Origin of the sequence: Streptomyces sp. NPDC056948 (assembly GCF_042674225.1) — a bacterium.
Lineage (GTDB): Bacteria > Actinomycetota > Actinomycetes > Streptomycetales > Streptomycetaceae > Streptomyces > Streptomyces purpurascens.
Window position 1 is genome coordinate 1 of sequence record NZ_JBHUQX010000047.1, and the last position, 17828, is coordinate 17828.

Consider the following 17828-nt stretch of genomic DNA (forward strand, 5'->3'; position numbering starts at 1 on the left):
CATGCTGGTGATCACCACGATCACCTTCTTCATCTTCTTCGCGCTGCCGTCCGACCCCGCACTCCTGGCCTGCGGAAAGACCTGCTCCCCCTCCCGCCTCGCGGAGATCAAACACTCGCTGGGCCTGGACCGGAGCTATCTGACGCAGTACTGGGAGTTCCTCAAGGGGCTGGTCGCCGGGCGGGACTTCGGCGACCAGAGCGTCCGCATCCACTGCGGCGCGCCCTGCCTCGGCGTCTCCTTCCAGACCGACACCCCGGTCCTGACCACGCTGCTGCAGGACTTCCCGGCGGACCTCTCCCTCGGTCTCGGCGCCGCGGTGGCGTTCCTGATCCTGGGGGTCGGCCTCGGCACCGTCGCCGCGGTCCGCAGGGGCAGGGCGGCCGACAAGGCGGCGGTCGGACTGGCCCTGTTCGGCGTGTCGGTGCAGATCTACTTCATCGGCCTGCTCCTGCTGTATCTCTTCGTCGACAAGTTCCAGATCCTGCCGACCTCCGGCTACACGCCGATCACCGAGGACCCGGCCGGCTGGTTCCAGGGGCTGATCCTGCCGTGGACCACCCTCGTCATCGTCTACCTCGCGATGTACACCCGGCTCACCCGCTCCTCCATGCTGGAGGTCTTCGCCGAGGACTACATGCGCACCGCCCGCGCCAAGGGACTGCCGGCCGCCACCGTCGTCCTCAAGCACGGGCTGCGGGCCGCCATCACCCCGATCATCACCATCTTCGGCATGGACGTCGGCTCCCTGATCGGCGGCTCCGCGGTCATCACCGAGTCGGTCTTCGGCATCAACGGCATCGGCAAGCTCGCCGTCGACTCCGTTCAGAACTCCGACCTGCCGGTCATCCTCGGCACCACGCTCTTCGCCGCGACGTTCGTCGTCCTCGCCAACGTCGTCGTCGACCTGGTCTACGGCCTCGTCGACCCGCGCGTACGCCTCGCCTGAGCCCTTACTCGTCCTTAGGAACACCCGTGTCCGTTCAGACCTCACCGCAGCCCGCGGACGTCGCGCCCGCGCCCGCACCCTTCCTCGACGTACGCGACCTGAGGGTGCACTTCCCGACCGAGGACGGCCTCGTCAAGTCCGTCGACGGCGTCTCCTTCACCCTGGAGAAGGGCAGGACCCTCGGCATCGTCGGCGAGTCCGGCTCCGGCAAGTCGGTGACCTCGCTGGCCCTGCTCGGACTGCACAAGGGCACCCGCGCCCGGGTCTCCGGCGAGATCCGGCTGGAGGGCAGGGAACTCGTCGCCCTGCCCGAGGCCGAGATGCGCGAACTGCGCGGCCGTACGGTCTCCATGATCTTCCAGGACCCGCTGTCCGCGCTGCACCCCTTCTTCACCGTCGGCGCGCAGATCGCCGAGGCCTACCGCGTGCACCACAAGGTCTCCAAGAAGGAGGCCAGGGAGCGGGCGGTGGAGATGCTGAAGCGGGTCGGCATCCCGCAGCCCGAGCGCCGCGTCAGGGACTATCCGCACCAGTTCTCCGGCGGCATGCGCCAGCGCGCCATGATCGCCATGTCCCTGGTCTGCGACCCCGCCCTGCTCATCGCCGACGAACCCACCACCGCCCTGGACGTCACCGTCCAGGCCCAGATCCTCGACCTGATCCGCGATCTGCAGGAGGAGTTCGGCTCCGCCGTCGTCATCATCACGCACGACCTCGGCGTGGTCTCCGACGTCGCCGACGACATCCTGGTGATGTACGGCGGCCGCCGGATCGAGTACGGCACCACGCGTGAGGTGCTCAAGCAGCCTCAGCACCCCTACACCTGGGGCCTGTTGCAGTCGATGCCGCACCTCACCGGCGACGTCGGCGAGCGACTGAACCCGATCCCCGGCACACCGCCGAGCCTGATCAACCTGCCGGACGGCTGCTCCTTCAACCCCCGCTGCGCCTACAAGGGCTGGGTGCCGGAGGGGCGGTGCACCGTGGAACGGCCCGAGCTGCGCCTCGTCCCCGGCACCGCGGGGCACCTCGCCGCCTGCCATCTCACCGACGAGGCCAAGCAGGAGATCCGCGGCGGATCCGGCCCGGACGGCCGTGGCGGATCCGGCCCCGACGACCGCGGCGCCGCAGCCGCACGGGACGCGCAGTGAAGGCGGCGGACGAAAGGGAGCATGCCGTGAGCACCACCCAGCCCCTCACCTGGCAGACCACCGACCTCCCCACCGGCGAGAACCTCCTCGAAGTACGGGGTCTGCAGAAGCACTTCCCCCTCCGGCAAGGCATCATCTTCCAGCGGCAGATCGGGGCCGTACGAGCCGTCGACGGCATCGACTTCGCGGTCGGGCCCGGCGAGTCGCTGGGTCTGGTCGGCGAGTCCGGCTGCGGCAAGTCGACCACCGGCCGCCTCATCACCCGGCTGCTCGAACCCACCGGCGGCTCCGTCCTGTTCGACGGCGAGGACATCACCCACCGGCCCGCCGCACGGATGCGGGAAGCCCGCCGCAACCTCCAGATGATCTTCCAGGACCCGTACTCGTCGCTGAACCCCCGGCACACCGTCGGCACCATCGTCGAGACGCCGATGCGGCTCAACGGCATCAACCCGCCCCAGGGCCACAAGCGGCGCGTCCAGGAACTCCTGGAGACCGTGGGCCTCAACCCCGAGCACTACAACCGCTACCCGAACGAGTTCTCCGGAGGCCAGCGCCAGCGCATCGGCATCGCCCGGGCCCTCGCCCTCAGGCCGAAGCTGATCGTCGCCGACGAACCCGTCTCAGCGCTCGACGTCTCCATCCAGGCGCAGGTCGTCAATCTGCTCCAGGACCTCCAGCGGGAGTTCGGCATCGCCTTCGTCTTCATCGCCCACGACCTCGCCGTCGTACGGCACTTCTCCGAACGGGTCGCCGTGATGTACCTCGGCAAGATCGTCGAGGTCGCCGACCGCGAGTCCCTCTACACTCGCCCACGGCACCCCTACACCCACGCGCTGCTGTCCGCCGTACCCGAGGCCGACCCGGACGCCACGGAGCGGCGCGAACGCATCCGGCTGGCCGGGGACGTGCCCTCCCCGATCGACCCGCCCTCCGGCTGCCGCTTCCGCACCCGCTGCTGGAAGGCCCAGGACAGGTGCGCCACCGAGGAACCACGGCTGGTGCGTGTCGAGGGCAGTCCCGCAGGCCATCTGACGGCCTGCCACTTTCCCGAGGAGCCGTCCCTCACCGCACGCGAGGAGGACATCGTCCTGGACCCGGCGCTCGACTAGGCGGCGTCGACCACCGCGCTCCGCAGCGCCCGAGCCGCCTGCCCCCGTGCTGAGGGCAGAGCGGTCAGCTCGACGCGTAGGTGCGCAGGAACAGTGCCTCTGCCACCGACAGCCGCTCCAGTTCCTCGGGGGACACGCTCTCGTTCACCGCGTGGATCTGGGCCTCCGGCTCGCTCAGCCCGATGAGCAGGATCTCCGCACGCGGGTAGAGGGCGGCGAGGGTGTTGCACAGCGGGATGGAGCCGCCCTGGCCCGCGTACTGCATCTCCTGGCCCGGGTACGCCACCGCCATCGCGGCGGCCATGGCCTGGTAGGCCGGGCTGGTGGTGTCGGCACGGAAGGGCTGGCCCTCGCCGACCTGCTCGGTGCTCACCCGCGCGCCCCACGGCGTGTGCGCCTCCAGGTGCGCCTGGAGCAGCTTGGTCGCCGCGCCCGCGTCCACGCCCGGCGGGACCCGCAGGCTGATCAGCGCGCGGGCGCTCGACTGCACGGACGGGGTGGCGCCGACGACCGGCGGGCAGTCGATGCCGATGACCGTGACGGCCGGGCGCGACCAGATACGGTCGGCGACCGTGCCGGACCCGATCAGCTCGACGCCGTCCAAAACCTTGGCGTCCTGCCGGAACTGCTCCTCGTCGTACTGCAACCCCTCCCAGGCCGTGTCCGAGGCGAGCCCCTCGACGGTCGTCGAACCGTCCTCGGCGCGCAGCGAGTCCAGGACGCGGATCAGGGCGGCGAGCGCGTCGGGCGCGGCACCGCCGAACTGGCCGGAGTGCAGATTGCCCGCGAGCGTGTCGACGCCGACGCGGACGAGGGTCATACCGCGCAGGGTGGAGGTCACGGTCGGCAGGCCGACGCGGAAGTTGCCCGCGTCGCCGATGACGATGGTGTCGGCCTCCAGCAGGCCCGGGTGCTCCTCGGCGTACCGCTCCAGACCGCCCGTGCCCTGCTCCTCCGAGCCTTCCACGATCACCTTGACGTGGACGGGCACACCGCCGTTCGCCTTCAGCGCCCGCAGCGCCAGCAGATGCATGATCACACCGCCCTTGCAGTCGGCGGAGCCACGCCCGTACCAGCGTCCGTCCCGCTCGGTCAGCTCGAACGGCGGCGTGGTCCAGCCGGCCTCGTCCAACGGCGGCTGCACGTCGTAGTGGGCGTAGAGCAGGACGGTCTTCGCGCCCGCCGGACCGGGGAGGTACCCGTAGACCGACTGTGTCCCGTCGGGGGTGTCGAGCAGGGCCACGTCCTGGAATCCCTCGGCGGCGAGCGCGTCCGCGACCCAGCGCGCGGCGCCCTCGCTCTCACTCCTCGGGAACTGGTCGAAGTCCGCCACCGACCGGAAGGCCACCAGTTCGGTGAGCTCCGCCATCGCCCCCGGCATCAGCGAGGCGACGGTCTCGGCGACCGGATTCGACGACATGGGCACGCTCCTTGTGGGTGCGACGTTGAAGAGTTGAGTGCTGTAGATCCTCCCACAGCGGGCTGTGACCAGGTCCGCCGTAGGATGCGGGAGACAGCAGGGCAGGCGGCTTGATCGGGAGCAGTAGACCATCGTGAGCAGCGAGAACTCTTCGGCGGACGACGTGCGGCAGGTGTGGGACGTCGTCGTGGTGGGCGCGGGACCCGCGGGAGCTTCGGCCGCGTACGCGGCGGCGGTCGCCGGGAGACGCGTGCTGTTGGTGGAGAAGGCGGAGCTGCCGCGGTACAAGACGTGCGGCGGCGGCATCATCGGCCCCTCGCGCGACGCCCTTCCGCCCGGCTTCGAGCTGCCGCTCAAGGACCGGGTGCACGCGGTGACGTTCTCGCACAACGGACGCTTCACGCGGACCCGCCGGTCCAAGCAGATGCTGTTCGGGCTGATCAACCGGCCCGAGTTCGACCAGCGGCTCGTCGAGCACGCGCAGAAGGCGGGCGCCGAACTGCGTACGGGCGTCACCGTCCAGCGGGTCGAGCAGCACGGCTCGGCGGTGCCGGACCGGCGCACGGTCGCCGTCGTCCTGCAGGGCGGCGAGGTCCTGCTCGCGCGGTCGGTGGTCGGGGCGGACGGCAGCGCCAGCCGCATAGGGGCGCATGTCGGGGTCAAGGTCGACCAGGTGGATCTCGGCCTGGAGGCGGAGATCCCGGTGCCGGAGACCGTCGCCGAGGACTGGAAGGGGCGGGTGCTCATCGACTGGGGCCCCCTGCCCGGCAGTTACGGCTGGGTCTTCCCCAAGGGCGACACCCTGACGGTCGGGGTGATCTCGGCGCGGGGCGAAGGTACCGCGACGAAGCGGTACTTGGAGGAGTTCATCGGCCGGCTGGGACTCGCCGGCTTCGAACCGAGCATCTCCTCCGGGCACTTGACCCGCTGCCGGGCCGACGACTCGCCGCTGTCACGCGGCCGGGTGCTGGTCTGCGGCGACGCGGCGGGGCTGCTGGAGCCGTGGACCCGCGAGGGCATCTCCTTCGCGCTGCGGTCCGGCCGGCTCGCGGGGGAGTGGGCGGTGCGGATCGCCGAGGCGCACGACGCCGTGGACACGCGCCGGCAGGCCCTCAACTACGCGTTCGCGGTCAAGGCCGGGCTCGGCGTGGAGATGAGCGTCGGCAAGCGGCTGCTGACGGCGTTCGAGCGTCGCCCCGGTCTGTTCCACGCGGCGCTGATGAGCCTTCGCCCGGCCTGGAAGGGCTTCAAGGACATCACGCGGGGCGCGACGTCGCTGGGCGAGATCGTCCGCACCCATCCCATGGCCCAGCGGGCGCTGACGACGGTGGACCGCCGTCCCACGGCGAGCGGCGAGGTCAGCTCGTCACCGTGATCTCGAAGACCGGGTGGTCGGGGGCGATCCGGCGCAGCTCGTCGTCCGGGGAGTCCGGGCCCACTCCGTTGAAGAAGACCCCGACCTCCGCCTTCCAGCGCTTGAGGTAGGCGCGCAGGACCGGGGTCTTGTCGTCGTCGGCGACCTCGGTCGCGGTGAACGTGTCCACGTGCTTGCCGAGGTGCAGCTCGCCGCCGCCCGCGGCACGCATGTTGTGCGTCCACTGGACATGGCCGCGGGGCGCGACCAGGTACTGCCGGCCGTCCAGGGTCATCAGGTTGACCGGGGTGGTGCGCCACTGGCCGCTCTTGCGTCCGCGGACGGCGAGGACGCGGGAGCCCCAGACGCTGATGCCGCGGCGGGTCATCCAGGCCACGAAGCGGTTGAGGACGTTCACGGTGAGCCAGCCGGGCTTCTGGACGTGTGTGGACATGGGGTCCCCTGGTCTCTTTGGGTGGAGCGGCGCTCTCTTTTGTGAGCACTGCTCTCTCTCGCTGGGTTCAGTCTGCCCGAGCAGGCGCTCCGAAGCAAGAGCACTGCTCTCTTTTGTGTGCACTGCTCTGCTTTCATGGCACACTTCCTCGTATGAGCACCACACACGGCGCCCGGGCCCGGGCCAGGATCGAAGTCACCGCGGCCATCAAGGACGAGGCCCGCAGACAGCTCGCGGCCGAGGGCGCCGCCAGGCTCTCCCTGCGGGCCGTGGCCCGTGAGCTCGGCATGGTCTCCTCCGCGCTGTACCGCTACTTCCCCAGCCGTGACGACCTGCTGACCGCACTCATCATCGACGCGTACGACTCCCTCGGCGAGTCCGCCGAGGCGGCCCACGACGCGGCCGCCGGCTCCGGGCCGCAGCAGCGCTGGATCGCCGTGTGCGAGGCGGTGCGGGGCTGGGCGCTGGACCGTCCGCACGAGTACGCGCTCATCTACGGATCTCCCGTCCCCGGCTACACCGCCCCCGACACCACCGTCCCGGCCGCCTCCCGCGTCGGACTGCTGTTCTTCGGCATCGTGCGCGACGCCTACCGCGGCCCGGGTCTGGCCAAGCCGTCGCTGCCGGCCGACCTGCGCCCGGAGGCCGAGCGGATGGCCGCCGACCTCGCGCCGGACCTCCCGCCGGAGACGGTGACGGCTCTTGTCGCGGCCTGGGCCCAGCTGTACGGCCTGGTCGGCTTCGAGCTGTTCGGCCAGTTCCACCGGGTCGTGGAGGACCGGGGGCCGTTCTTCCGGCACGCGGCGGGGCAACTCGCCCAGGGCGTGGGGCTGGTACCCGGACCTACAGAGGGCGCAGCGCCAGGCCGCTGATGTCGGCGGTGGGCGGAGTGCCCTCGCTCAGGAGAAGCGCGGTGATCGTGATCCGGTCCGCCGGAGACGTTGATCGCGAAGTTGAGCGCACCGCCGCCGACCGCGAGGAGTTCGTCGACGAACGGCATCATCGGGGTCATGGCCCTGCCGTACGGAGACCCGTCGAACACGGCTCGGTCGACGATGCCGAGGATCTCGACGTAGCGCACGTCCAAGCGCCACGCCCCGTTCTGAAAGCCCAGACGGCGGATTGGTGTGCCCGGGAAGCCCGGCGGCCGTGTATGTACTTCCCGGGGAGTACGCGTGATCACCACGCTCGGGTGACGCCGCTTCGGGCGGGCGGCGTCTAGCGTGGCCGGTATGGACGAGCAGCGCGCGCGGGGCGGCCCGCCGCAGTGGTGGCGCCACGGGCCTCCGTGGTGGGACCGGTGGGGAGAGGGGGAGCGTGCGCCCCGCTGGCCCTGGCGGTCCACCGTCGCGGTCACGGTCTTCGTGCTGGTCGGCTCGAACTTCGCCGCGCACGGCCAGGAGGGCGAGCGGGCGGCGCTCGACCCGTTCGCGCGCGTGCTGCTGCTGGTGGCCGGGGGGCTGCTGCTGTGGCGGAAGCGGTATCCGGTGGCCGTGGTCTTCGGCACGGCGGGCGCCGTCATGCTCTACCTGGGGGCCGGGTATCCGTACGGCCCGGTGCTCTTCACCGTCGCGCTGGCGTGCTTCAGCGCGATCGTCGCCGGGCACCGCTGGGCGGCGTGGGCCGCGATGGGAACGCTCTGGGCCGGGCACGTCCTGGTGGCGCACTGGCTCTATCAGTGGCTGCCGCCGTCGGGGGACTCCGCCGTCTCCTGGGGCGAGGAGATCGTCGTCGCCACCTGGGTGGTGGCGATCGCGGCGGTGTCCGAGCTGTTCCGGGTCCGGCGCGAGCAGTGGGCCCGGGAGCGGGCCGAGCGGGCCGAGGCCGCGCGGCGGCGGGCCGATGAGGAGCGGCTGCGGATCGCACAGGAGCTGCACGACGTCCTCGCGCACAGCATCTCCGTGATCAATGTGCAGGCGGGGGTCGGCCTCGCGCTCCTCGACTCCGACCCCGAGCAGGCCCGTACGGCGCTCACCACGATCAAGGACCAGAGCAAAGAGGCGCTCGGCGAGGTACGCCAGGTGCTCGACACCCTGCGCGCGCCCGGTGCCGCGCCGCGCGCCCCGGCGCCCGGGCTCGACCGGCTGCCCGAGCTGGTGGAGCAGGCGGCGAGCGCGGGTCTCACGGTCGAGCTGGAAGGAGAGCCGCCGCGCCTCCCGCCCGGCACGGACCTCGCCGCCTTCCGGATCGTCCAGGAGGCCCTGACCAACGTCGTACGGCACTCGGGTTCGCGGCACGCGCGCGTGCACCTCGCCCACGACGCGGACGTGCTGCGGCTGCGGGTCGACGACGACGGGCCCGCGACCGGCGCCGACGCGGGCGGCAGCGGCAACGGGCTGGTCGGGATGCGGGAGCGGGCCGCCGCGCTGGGTGGCACCATCGAGGCGGGGCCCGGCCCGGACGGCGGTTTCCAGGTGCTCGCCGTACTGCCGCTGACGGCACCCGTCGGCACATGAGCCAGAACCGACACAGGAGGACCGGGTGATCCGCGTACTGCTCGCCGACGACCAGTCACTGGTCCGGGCAGGGTTCCGGGCGCTGCTCGACGCACAGCCGGACATCGAGGTGGCCGCGGAGGCCGCCGACGGCGAGGAGGCCGTGCGCCGGATCCGCGAACTGCGGCCCGACGTCGTCCTGATGGACATCCGTATGCCCGTGCTCGACGGCCTGGCCGCGACCCGGCGGGTCACCGAGGACGCGGGGCTGAAGGACGTCAAGGTGGTCATGCTCACCACCTTCGAGCTCGACGAGTACGTCTTCGAGGCGATCCGCTCGGGTGCCTCCGGCTTCCTGGTCAAGGACACCGAGCCGGACGAACTCCTGCGCGCGGTGCGGGCGGTGGTCGCGGGCGACGCACTGCTCTCGCCGGGGGTGACGCGCCGGCTGATCGCCGAGTTCGCGGCCCGCTCCAAGGAGCCCGCGGCGGCCGACGCCCTGACGGGGCTCACCGAGCGGGAGCGGGAGGTGATGGCCCTGGTCGGCATCGGCCTGTCCAACGAGGAGATCGCCCGCCGGCTGGTCGTCAGCCCGCTCACCGCGAAGACCCACGTCAGCCGCACCATGGTGAAGCTCGGCGCCCGTGACCGGGCCCAACTGGTCGTGCTCGCCTACGAGTCGGGGCTGGTGCGGCCGGGCTGGCTGGGCTGAGCCCCCGACCGGAACCGGACCAGCACACTGACGACCCGGGCGACGAAGAGCGCGAGCACCAGCCCGGCGCCCGGCAGCTGACCGCGTCCCGTTCGGCCTGAGTGCGCCGTCCGCCGTGACTCGTCATACGGCGAGTCAAACAGGGCGCCCGGTCGGCAAGCGTCCCGCCGGGCGCGCTCGGGAGGCGTTCCTGGGCACCCGCACCGGGCCCACTGTCCGTGTCACCGCCCCGACCTGCGCTTACACTGAGCCCATAAGGGACGTTCGTGACGTACCGGAACCACCGTGCGCTATCAGCGGATGCTCGTACCGGCCTTCGCCCTGATCCTCGTGATGGTGCCCGCGATCTCCACGCGGGCACAGGGTGAGGAAGTCCCGCGCGGCCCCACGTTCGCCGCGCGCGCTCTGCAGGCGCTGATCGACGGCATCCAGTTCGGAGTGATCATCGCGATCACAGCGGTCGGGCTCTCGCTGATCTTCGGCACCATCCATTTGATCAACTTCGCGCACGGTGAGTTCGTCACGATCGGCGCCACCGTCGCGTTCTTCCTCAACGCCTCCGCGGCCGGCCCGGGCTGGCACCTGATTCCCGCCGCCCTCGCCGCGGTGGTCTGCGGCGCCCTGCTGGGCTGGGCGGTCGACCGCGGCATCTGGCGCCCGCTGCGGGCTCGGGGCACCGGACTGATCAACATGTTCATCGTCACCATCGGGCTCTCGCTGCTGCTGCGGCACATCGTGCTCGTGCTGTACGGAACCCGGCCCGCCTCCTACGCCCAGTACGACATCCAGAGCACGATCGGCCTCGGGCCGGCCGGTATCACCCCACGGGACCTCACCGTCACCCTGCTCTCCGTACTGGTGCTGCTCGGCATCGCCGCGCTCCTGCAGAAGACGCGGATCGGCACGGCCGTGCGGGCCGTCGCCGCCAACCGGGACCTCGCGGAGGCGTCGGGCATCGACGTGCAGCGGGTGGTGCTGTTCGTGTGGATGCTCGCCGGCGGACTGGCCGCGCTCGGCGGGGTCTTCTTCGGCCTGGTGGAGATCGTCACCTGGGACATGGGCTTCAAGCTCCTGCTGCTCATGTTCGCGGGGATCATCCTGGGCGGCCTCGGCTCCGCCTACGGTGCGATGGTCGGCAGCCTCGTCATCGGCGTCGTCGCCCAGATGTCCACCCTGTGGTTCCCGGTCGACCTGCAGTACGCCTGGGCGCTGCTCGTCCTCATCCTCGTCCTCCTCGTCCGGCCGCAGGGCATCCTCGGCCGGGCCGAACGCGTCGGGTGAGGGGTGCGCCATGGACTTCTCGGCCATCCTCTCCGACGCCCTGCGCTCGGGAATCGGCCCCATCGCCGCGGTCTACGCGCTCGCCGCGATGGGGCTGAACCTGCACTTCGGTTACACGGGGCTGCTGAACTTCGGCCAGGTCGGATTCATGCTGGTCGGCGGCTACGGACTCGCCATCACGGTGTCGACGTACGACGGCCCGATGTGGCTCGGCGTCCTGGGGGGAATCGCCTGCGCGATCGTGCTGGCCCTGCTCCTCGGCCTGCCCACCCTGCGGCTGCGCGCCGACTACCTCGCGATCACCACGATCGCGGCGGGGGAGACGCTACGGCTGTTCTACCGCTCGAGCTGGGCCGAGCCGGTCACCGGTGGGGTGTTCGGGCTGCAGAGGTTCGCGAACGACTTCTACGCGCTCAGCCCCATCGAGCCCGGCACCTACGGCGTGTGGCTCGTGAGGTTCAGCTCCCGCGACCTCTGGGTGATGATCGTCGGATGGGCGCTGGTGCTCGTGGTCGGAAGTCTGCTCGCCCTGCTGATCCACAGCCCATGGGGCCGGGTCATCCGGTCGATCCGTGAGGACGAGGTCGCCGCGCGCAGCCTCGGCAAGAACGTCTACGCGTACAAGATGCAGAGCCTGGTGCTCGGCGGCGTCATCGGGGCTGTCGCGGGCATGATGCAGGCGATCCAGGTGCAGTCCGTGAACCCGGACAACTACGACCCGGCCGTCACGTTCTTCCTGTACACGCTCCTCGTGCTCGGAGGTGCCGGGCGGATCCTCGGGCCGGTCGTCGGATCGATCCTGTTCTGGTTCGTCCTCAGCTTCCTCGACAGCGCGCTCCGCCAGGCCATCGACGCCGAGTACATCTCGCCGGACCTCATCAGTACGTCGGAGGTCGGCGCGGTGCGCTTCGCCCTGGTCGGGGTCGCTTTGATCCTGCTGGTCGCGTTCCGGCCACAGGGCATCCTCGGCAGCCGGAAGGAGATGTTGCTCAGTGGACGCTGACCGTGTCGTGTCCCACCCGGACCGGCTCTCCGCGATCGATCCCGAGCCGGGGGTGCGCAAGCCCGACCCTCTGCTGGTCCTGGACCAGGTGACCCGCACCTTCGGCGGCCTCGTCGCCGTGCGGGTCGAGCACCTGGAGGTGCAGCGCGGGGCCATCACGGCGCTCATCGGGCCCAACGGCGCCGGCAAGACCACGCTGTTCAACGTGGTGAGCGGGTTCGACCGGGCCGACGGCGGCCGGTGGTCGTTCGAAGGGCAGCCGCTCACCGGCTCCCCGGCCCACCGGGTGGCGCGGCGGGGACTGGTCCGTACGTTCCAGCTCTCCAGGGCGCTCGCCCGGCTCACGGTGCTGGAGAACCTGCTGCTCGCCGCGCCCGGGCAACGTGGCGAGCGGGTGCTGCCCGCGCTGCTGCGACCGGTGTGGCGCGGCCAGGAGCGGGAGCTCGAGCGCCGGGCCGACGAACTGCTGGACCGGTTCCGGCTCGGGCCCCTGCGCGACGACCATGCCGGCACGCTCTCCGGGGGCCAGCGCAAACTGCTGGAACTGGCCCGCGCGTTGATGGCCCGGCCGGTCATGCTCCTGCTCGACGAGCCCATGGCCGGGGTGAACCCCGCGCTGACCCAGTCGCTGCTCGGACACATCACCCGGCTGCGCGACGAGGGGCTGACGGTGTGCTTCGTCGAGCACGACATGGACGTGGTGATGGGCATCAGCGACTGGGTGGCCGTCATGGCCGACGGGCACCTGGTGGCCGAGGGCCCACCGCACACGATCGGCCGGAACGCCGCCGTCGTGGACGCCTATCTGGGCAAGCGGCACGACGAACCGGATGCGACCGAAGAGAAAGAGAACGAGAACGAGGACGAGAAGCGGAAGGGGGAGCAGTGATGTCCGCCGAGGAGCAGGCACCGGTGCTGGCGGCCGACGACATCGTCGCCGGTTATGTCCCCGGTGTCGACGTGCTGCGCGGATGCAGCATCGAGGTGCGGCCGGGCGAGGTGGTCGGCGTGATCGGCCCCAACGGCGCCGGCAAGTCGACCCTGGTCAAGGCCGTCTTCGGGCTGCTGCGGGTGCGCGGCGGGACCGTGCGGCTGCGCGGTGAGGACGTGACCGGCCGGCCCGCGCACGAGCTGGTCCGGCGGGGCGTGGGCTACGTACCGCAGCTCCAGAACGTGTTCCCCACGCTGACCGTCGAGGAGAACCTGCGGATGGGTGTGTACCTGCGGCCCAAGGACCACGCGCGGCGGGTCGCGGCGGTCGAGGAGCTCTTCCCCGTGCTGGCCGACCGCCGCAAGCAGAAGGCCGGCGCGATGTCCGGCGGCGAGCGCCAGATGCTCGCGATGGCCCGCGCGCTGATGATGGAGCCGCAGCTGCTGCTGCTCGACGAGCCGTCGGCCGGCCTCTCACCGCTCCATCAGGACCACGTCTTCGACCGGTGCAGAATGATCAACAGCGCGGGCGTCGCCGTGCTCATGGTCGAGCAGAACGCCCGCAGGTGCCTGCAGCTCTGCGACCGCGGCTACGTCCTCGACCAGGGCCGCAACGCGTACACCGGCACGGGTACGGCCCTGCTGCACGACGAGAAGGTGATCGAGCTCTACCTCGGCACGCTCGCCCGCGTCCGTTGACTTCCGCTGTCGGTCCTCCCGGTCACTGCTCGGCCGTGCTGGTCTCGGTGCGCAGGGTCTGCAGCTTTCCCTCGTCGTTGTAGCCGTACACCTCGATCGTCGCTTGGCCGGGTTCGCCCTTGTCGGTGAAGTCGAGCGGCCCGCTCACACCGTTGTAGTCGATGTCCCTGCCGTCGGCGAGCAGCTCCTTGCAGGCGGCGAACGAGTTGCACTTCTCGCCGTCCTTGGTGATCCCGTTCATCTCCTTCACGTACTCGCCGGGGTCGTCGGACTCGGCCTTCTCGGCGGCGAGCGCGATCGTCGTCACGCAGTCGAACACCTGCGGTGCGAACTGCAGCTCCTTCAGATCCGGCGCGAATTCCATGAGGTCCTTCACGTACTGCTCGTTCGCCGCCGACGCCGGCGCGGTCCCCTTCATCCCGGAGAGCTTCTCGGGCTGGCCCGGGGAGACCAGGGAGGGCAGCTCCTCGCTGCGCAGTCCGTCGGCGCCGTAGACGCCGATCCGGTCGGGCCCGAGTCCGGACTCGATCATGCCCTGCAGGATCTGGGTGCCTTCCTCGAAGGCGATCACCACGGCGGCGTCCGGCCTGGAGTTCTCCATCTGCTGGACGACCTGGTCGAAGTTGGTCGCCTTCGGGTCGTAGGTCTCGGCGAGCGTCACCGTCGCACCACGTTCCTCCAGCGTCTTGCGGGTGGCCTCCATCAGGCCGCGCCCGTAGTCGTCCGCCCGTGCGACCAGGGCCACCCGGTCATGGCCGTCGTCACGGACGACATCCGCCAGGATGGGCCCCTGCAACGCGTCGCTCGGGACGGTACGGAAGTAGAAGCCGTCGTCCTCGTAGTCGGTGAAGGTGGGAGCGGTGTTCGACCCCGAACACTGCACGACGCCCGCTCCGGTCACCCGGTCGATGAACGCCAGCGACATGCCGGAAGCAGCGGCGCCGACGATCGCGTCCACGCCTGCCGCGAGGACCCGGTCCGCCGACTGCGCGGCAACGGCCTCCTGGCCCGCCTCGTCACTGGAGACCACGGTGGGCACGGGCTTGCCCAGGACCCCGCCGGCGTCGTTGATCTTCTCTATCGCGAACTTCAACGACTCGATCTGGGGCGGGCCGAGGTAGGCCAGCTGTCCTGTCTCCGGCAGGACGTAGCCGAACTGGAGCTCACCATCGCCCGGGTCGGCCCGGGCAGTGCCCGTCGAACCGCAGACGGCAATCACAAGAGCAGCCGCGCTTGCGAAGATCGCGGACCGCCGTATCGACGCTTTCATCTCCGCCTCCGCTCGTTACAGGCCGCGGAGGATCGACTGGCCGGCCCTCCGCCCGCCATCTGTACACGAGCGTAGAACTCATTCGGAGTCCGGAAAAGTATAAAACGTACACTTTTTCGATTGATTGCGCGTGCGCGCTGCGGACACGCGGGGCGTCTTGATCGCAAGGGGAGGCGCTCCCTAGTCGCGTACGGTGACGCGCTCCGCCTCCCGGGGGTCGGACTTGGCGACCACGACGGACGGCTGGTCCCGGCGGGTCCGCAGGCCCGTGAGGGTGATCAGCAGGCCGGCGAGGGCGATGAGGGTCACGACCACGAGGCCGGGCCGGTAGCTGTCGAGGACGGCCTGCGGGGTGGCGGCGCCCTTCTCCGGGCTGTTCGCGGTCACCACCGCCGTCACCACGGCGAGGAAGATCGCGCCGCCCACCTGGACCGAGGTGTTGAGCAGCCCGGAGACCATGCCCTGCTCGTGCTCGTCCACGCCGTTGGTGGCCTGGACGTTGAAGGACGGGAAGGTCAGCGCGAAGCCCGAGCCGACCAGCAGCATCGTCGGCAGGATCACCGACGCGTACACGGGGTTCAGGTCGATGCGCAGGAACAGGACGTAGCCGGCCACCATCAGGGCGAAGCCGAGCACCATCAGCCGGGCCGTGCCGAACCGGTCGATGACGGCGCCCACCTTCGTCGCGGACAGCGCCACCAGCGCGCCCGCCGGCAGGAACGCCAGCGCCGTGTGCAGCGCGGACCAGCCGAGCAGTTGCTGCATGTACAGGGTGACCAGGAACTGGAAGCCGATGTAGCTGCCGACGAACGTCAACGCGCCCAGTTGGGCGCGCACTTGCGGACCCGAGCGCAGCACGCCGAGCCGGATCAGCGGGCTGGGGCTGCGCCGTTCGACGGCGACGAAGGCCACCAGCAGTACGGCCACGGCGACGAAGGACAGGATGGTCCGGGCCGCGGCCCAGCCCACCTCGGGCGCCTCGACGACGGTGAAGACGAGCAGCAGCATCGAGGCGGTGCCGAGGACGGCGCCGGGAATGTCGTAGCCGCCCTGGCCGCGCTCGCGCTCACCGCGCGGCAGCAGCTTCAGGCCCGCGAGCAGGGCGATCAGCGCGATCGGGGCGGGCAGGAGCATGGTGAGGCGCCAGCTGGCCTCCGTGAGCAGGCCGGAGAAGACGAGGCCCATCGAGTAGCCGGTCGCGCCGCAGGTGGTGTAGATGGCCAGGGCGCGGTTGCGCAGCGGGCCTTCGGGGAACGTCGTGGTGATGATCGACAGGCCGGCAGGGGCCGTGAAGGCCGCGCTCAGGCCCTTGATGAAGCGGCTGGCGATGAGCAGCGGCCCGGAGTCGACGAGACCGCCGAGCAGCGAGGCCAGCGCGAAGACGCCCAGCGCCACCAGGAAGACCTGACGCCGGCCCAGCAGGTCGGCGGCCCGTCCGCCGAGGAGCAGCAGACCGCCGTAGCCGAGGATGTAGCCGCTGACGATCCATTGCAGTGCCGAGGTCGACAGGCCGAGGTCGGCGCCGATGGACGGCAGCGCGACGCCGACCATGGACACGTCCAGGGCGTCAAGGAACATCGCGGCGCAGAGCACCAGCAGGGTGCCCCAGAGTCGCGGAGTCCAACGTCCGTCGGACGTGGGGGTGGTGAGCGGAGAGGTCATGCCCAGGACACTACATGCGCATGCATGAGATGCAAGTGCATTTAATTCAGGTGCAACGAACTCGGCTCTCTGTTACGGTGCGGCCCATGGCGGCGAAGCAGGCCGAGCAGGCGCTCGTGGAACAGTGGCGGGACATTCTGGCGCTGCACGCGCGAACACAGTGTGAACTCGACCGTGCTCTGCACGGCCACGGCCTGTGCGCCAGCGACTTCGAGGTGCTGGACGTGCTCGCCGGGTGCCGGACGCCGAAGGGCACTCCGTCCTACCGCGTGCAGGAGATCTCCGAGCGGGTCCATCTGAGCCAGAGCGCGCTGTCGCGGCTGATCGCCCGGCTGGAGAAGGAGGGGCTCGTGGAGCGCTGCATGTGCTCCGAGGACCGGCGGGGCGTGCAGGTCGCGCTCACGGCCAAGGGTCGCGCGCGGCACGGCGAGGTGCTGCCGGTGCAGCGCGCGGTGCTGGCGCGCATGCTGACGGACGACTGAGCCGCTCGGGGCGCGGAGCGGTCAGACCCCGGACGCCTCCCGCCACAGCGTGGCGAGCGCCTGGTCGCCCGTGACGTTCGGCAGGGGGGCCCGGTTCCACAGGGCCAGGTACAACTGCTCTGCCGGGCCGGACAGTTCGCACTCCGCCTCGTCCGTCGCGCCCCGCGTGGTCACGGGCGGTTCCGAGGACAGCCGTACGGTCCACACCGCGTCGGTGTCGTCCGTGCGTACGCGCAGGACGCGTGGCTCGGGGGTGCGCACCCTGCTCCTGGAGCGGGCGTGGAAGCCGCGCAGCAGTTCCTCGATGCCGTCGGTCGCGAAGTCCGGGGCGACGGCGGACGGCGCGCCCCCGCGTGCGGACTCGGCGTCGATCCGGTGCACGGCCGTCTCGTGCGCCTGCCGCCGGGTCCAGAAGGCCAGCGGGGACGGCGCGGGCAGGAAGGCCCAGCACTCCACGTCGGGCGAGGCGCCGGCCAGGGTGTCGACGAGGTGGCGGTGGCTCTCGCGGTACCAGGCCACGAGCTCCGCGCCCTCGAGGTCCGGGGCCTCGTCCAGCGGACGGCGCTCGGTGTGCCCCTCGGCGACGTACGACGCGGCCCAGCGGTGAACCGTGCCCGTGTGCCGCACCAGGTCGCGCACCTGCCACTCCGGGCAGGTCGGCACCTTCGCGTCCGTCCCGGCCTCCTCGGCGGCCGCGGCCAGCAACAGGCCCTCTGACTCCAGCGCGTGCAGGAACTCGGCGGTCTCCATGACGCCGAGTCTGCCTCATGGAGCGCGCTCCAGGCCCGGAATTTCCATGGGACGTCGCTGTCAGCGGCAGCCCCCCCCTCAGCCACCGACAGCCCCCCTCAGCCTCCGGCCGCCCGCCGCGTAGCGGCCCCCACGAGCGCCCCGACCGCCGCCGCCACCGCCGC

General features: G+C 71.0%; 17 protein-coding genes and 1 pseudogene. 12 read left to right on the forward strand and 6 right to left on the reverse strand.

Annotated elements, in window-relative coordinates; genetic code table 11:
* Position 1: 1 nt before the first annotated feature.
* Genes ACFTZL_RS08765 through ACFTZL_RS08775 form a run of 3 tightly spaced genes read left to right on the forward strand, consistent with a single transcriptional unit; the run spans position 2 to position 3212 of the window.
* The gene (locus ACFTZL_RS08765; protein WP_382579788.1) at positions 2-949 is read left to right on the forward strand and encodes an ABC transporter permease; all 948 of its coding nucleotides are present in this window, start codon (positions 2-4) and stop codon (positions 947-949) included.
* 26 nt (positions 950-975) lie between these two features.
* Positions 976-2100: an ABC transporter ATP-binding protein gene (locus tag ACFTZL_RS08770; RefSeq protein WP_382579790.1), complete on the forward strand. Its 1125-nt coding sequence runs from the start codon at positions 976-978 to the stop codon at positions 2098-2100.
* A gap of 26 nt (positions 2101-2126) precedes the next feature.
* Positions 2127-3212: an ABC transporter ATP-binding protein gene (locus tag ACFTZL_RS08775; protein ID WP_382579792.1), complete on the forward strand. Its 1086-nt coding sequence runs from the start codon at positions 2127-2129 to the stop codon at positions 3210-3212.
* 64 nt (positions 3213-3276) lie between these two features.
* Here ACFTZL_RS08775 and ACFTZL_RS08780 read toward each other — a convergent pair whose 3' ends face one another.
* Entirely contained in the window at positions 3277-4632 is a 1356-nt protein-coding gene (locus tag ACFTZL_RS08780) for a dipeptidase (protein WP_382579793.1), read from the reverse strand.
* Positions 4633-4765: 133 nt separating this feature from the next.
* Between ACFTZL_RS08780 and ACFTZL_RS08785 the strand changes: the two genes are divergently transcribed.
* Complete coding sequence (locus tag ACFTZL_RS08785; RefSeq protein ID WP_382579794.1) at positions 4766-6007, forward strand: geranylgeranyl reductase family protein; 1242 nt, start codon at positions 4766-4768, stop codon at positions 6005-6007.
* Here the strand turns inward: ACFTZL_RS08785 and ACFTZL_RS08790 are convergent.
* Complete coding sequence (locus ACFTZL_RS08790; RefSeq protein WP_382579796.1) at positions 5991-6440, reverse strand: nitroreductase family deazaflavin-dependent oxidoreductase; 450 nt, start codon at positions 6438-6440, stop codon at positions 5991-5993. The genes ACFTZL_RS08785 and ACFTZL_RS08790 overlap by 17 nt on opposite strands.
* Positions 6441-6592: 152 nt before the next feature.
* Between ACFTZL_RS08790 and ACFTZL_RS08795 the strand changes: the two genes are divergently transcribed.
* The 3 genes from ACFTZL_RS08795 to ACFTZL_RS08805 all read left to right on the forward strand — a co-directional run bounded on the left by ACFTZL_RS08795 (position 6593) and on the right by ACFTZL_RS08805 (position 9587).
* Positions 6593-7312: a TetR/AcrR family transcriptional regulator gene (locus ACFTZL_RS08795; RefSeq protein ID WP_382579798.1), complete on the forward strand. Its 720-nt coding sequence runs from the start codon at positions 6593-6595 to the stop codon at positions 7310-7312.
* 360 nt (positions 7313-7672) lie between these two features.
* The gene (locus tag ACFTZL_RS08800; protein WP_382579800.1) at positions 7673-8896 is read left to right on the forward strand and encodes a sensor histidine kinase; all 1224 of its coding nucleotides are present in this window, start codon (positions 7673-7675) and stop codon (positions 8894-8896) included.
* A 25-nt stretch (positions 8897-8921) separates the two neighbouring features.
* Positions 8922-9587, forward strand: coding sequence for a response regulator (locus ACFTZL_RS08805; protein ID WP_382579802.1), 666 nt, complete (start codon positions 8922-8924; stop codon positions 9585-9587).
* Here ACFTZL_RS08805 and ACFTZL_RS08810 read toward each other — a convergent pair.
* Positions 9548-9655: pseudogene (locus ACFTZL_RS08810) on the reverse strand (DUF6332 family protein); the annotation flags it as partial. The gene ACFTZL_RS08805 and the pseudogene ACFTZL_RS08810 sit on opposite strands and share 40 nt — an antisense overlap.
* A 217-nt stretch (positions 9656-9872) precedes the next feature.
* Here ACFTZL_RS08810 and ACFTZL_RS08815 point away from each other — a divergent pair.
* From ACFTZL_RS08815 to ACFTZL_RS08830, 4 genes are read left to right on the forward strand one after another with little or no spacing between them, the layout of a single operon-like run.
* On the forward strand, positions 9873-10868 hold the full coding sequence (locus tag ACFTZL_RS08815; RefSeq protein ID WP_382579804.1) for a branched-chain amino acid ABC transporter permease: 996 nt from the start codon (positions 9873-9875) through the stop codon (positions 10866-10868).
* A gap of 10 nt (positions 10869-10878) precedes the next feature.
* A complete protein-coding gene (locus tag ACFTZL_RS08820) occupies positions 10879-11871 on the forward strand; it encodes a branched-chain amino acid ABC transporter permease (protein WP_382579806.1) in 993 nt (330 codons plus the stop codon).
* Positions 11861-12760 (forward strand): ABC transporter ATP-binding protein, encoded by a 900-nt coding sequence (locus ACFTZL_RS08825; protein ID WP_382579808.1) that lies wholly within the window; start codon positions 11861-11863, stop codon positions 12758-12760. Before ACFTZL_RS08820 ends, ACFTZL_RS08825 begins: the two co-directional genes overlap by 11 nt.
* On the forward strand, positions 12760-13500 hold the full coding sequence (locus tag ACFTZL_RS08830; protein WP_382579810.1) for an ABC transporter ATP-binding protein: 741 nt from the start codon (positions 12760-12762) through the stop codon (positions 13498-13500). Before ACFTZL_RS08825 ends, ACFTZL_RS08830 begins: the two co-directional genes overlap by 1 nt.
* Before the next feature lie 22 nt (positions 13501-13522).
* Here ACFTZL_RS08830 and ACFTZL_RS08835 read toward each other — a convergent pair whose 3' ends face one another.
* Together ACFTZL_RS08835 and ACFTZL_RS08840 are read right to left on the reverse strand one after the other, a co-directional pair.
* Positions 13523-14770, reverse strand: a complete 1248-nt coding sequence (locus tag ACFTZL_RS08835; RefSeq protein ID WP_382579812.1) for an ABC transporter substrate-binding protein — start codon at positions 14768-14770, stop codon at positions 13523-13525.
* A gap of 180 nt (positions 14771-14950) precedes the next feature.
* Positions 14951-16432 carry an MFS transporter gene (locus ACFTZL_RS08840; RefSeq protein ID WP_382579813.1) on the reverse strand — a complete coding sequence of 494 codons (1482 nt, stop codon included), beginning with the start codon at positions 16430-16432 and terminating at the stop codon, positions 14951-14953.
* Between the two features lie 86 nt (positions 16433-16518).
* Here ACFTZL_RS08840 and ACFTZL_RS08845 point away from each other — a divergent pair, with 86 nt between their 5' ends.
* Positions 16519-16914, forward strand: a complete 396-nt coding sequence (locus tag ACFTZL_RS08845; protein WP_382579815.1) for a MarR family winged helix-turn-helix transcriptional regulator — start codon at positions 16519-16521, stop codon at positions 16912-16914.
* Positions 16915-16935: 21 nt separating this feature from the next.
* On the opposite strand, the gene ACFTZL_RS08850 is transcribed toward ACFTZL_RS08845, so the two are convergent.
* On the reverse strand, positions 16936-17664 hold the full coding sequence (locus ACFTZL_RS08850) for a maleylpyruvate isomerase family mycothiol-dependent enzyme (RefSeq protein ID WP_382579817.1): 729 nt from the start codon (positions 17662-17664) through the stop codon (positions 16936-16938).
* Positions 17665-17828: the final 164 nt, after the last annotated feature.

Excerpts from the sequence above, each read along its gene's own strand:
- ACFTZL_RS08845 (WP_382579815.1), top strand. The coding sequence starts at position 16,519 with ATGGCGGCGAAGCAGGCCGAGCAGGCGCTCGTGGAACAGTGGCGGGAC.
- ACFTZL_RS08840 (WP_382579813.1), bottom strand. The coding sequence starts at position 16,432 with ATGACCTCTCCGCTCACCACCCCCACGTCCGACGGACGTTGGACTCCG.
- ACFTZL_RS08800 (WP_382579800.1), top strand. The coding sequence starts at position 7,673 with ATGGACGAGCAGCGCGCGCGGGGCGGCCCGCCGCAGTGGTGGCGCCAC.
- ACFTZL_RS08830 (WP_382579810.1), top strand. The coding sequence starts at position 12,760 with ATGTCCGCCGAGGAGCAGGCACCGGTGCTGGCGGCCGACGACATCGTC.
- ACFTZL_RS08765 (WP_382579788.1), top strand. The coding sequence starts at position 2 with ATGCTGGTGATCACCACGATCACCTTCTTCATCTTCTTCGCGCTGCCG.
- ACFTZL_RS08790 (WP_382579796.1), bottom strand. The coding sequence starts at position 6,440 with ATGTCCACACACGTCCAGAAGCCCGGCTGGCTCACCGTGAACGTCCTC.
- ACFTZL_RS08780 (WP_382579793.1), bottom strand. The coding sequence starts at position 4,632 with ATGTCGTCGAATCCGGTCGCCGAGACCGTCGCCTCGCTGATGCCGGGG.
- ACFTZL_RS08795 (WP_382579798.1), top strand. The coding sequence starts at position 6,593 with ATGAGCACCACACACGGCGCCCGGGCCCGGGCCAGGATCGAAGTCACC.
- ACFTZL_RS08835 (WP_382579812.1), bottom strand. The coding sequence starts at position 14,770 with ATGAAAGCGTCGATACGGCGGTCCGCGATCTTCGCAAGCGCGGCTGCT.
- ACFTZL_RS08820 (WP_382579806.1), top strand. The coding sequence starts at position 10,879 with ATGGACTTCTCGGCCATCCTCTCCGACGCCCTGCGCTCGGGAATCGGC.
- ACFTZL_RS08850 (WP_382579817.1), bottom strand. The coding sequence starts at position 17,664 with ATGGAGACCGCCGAGTTCCTGCACGCGCTGGAGTCAGAGGGCCTGTTG.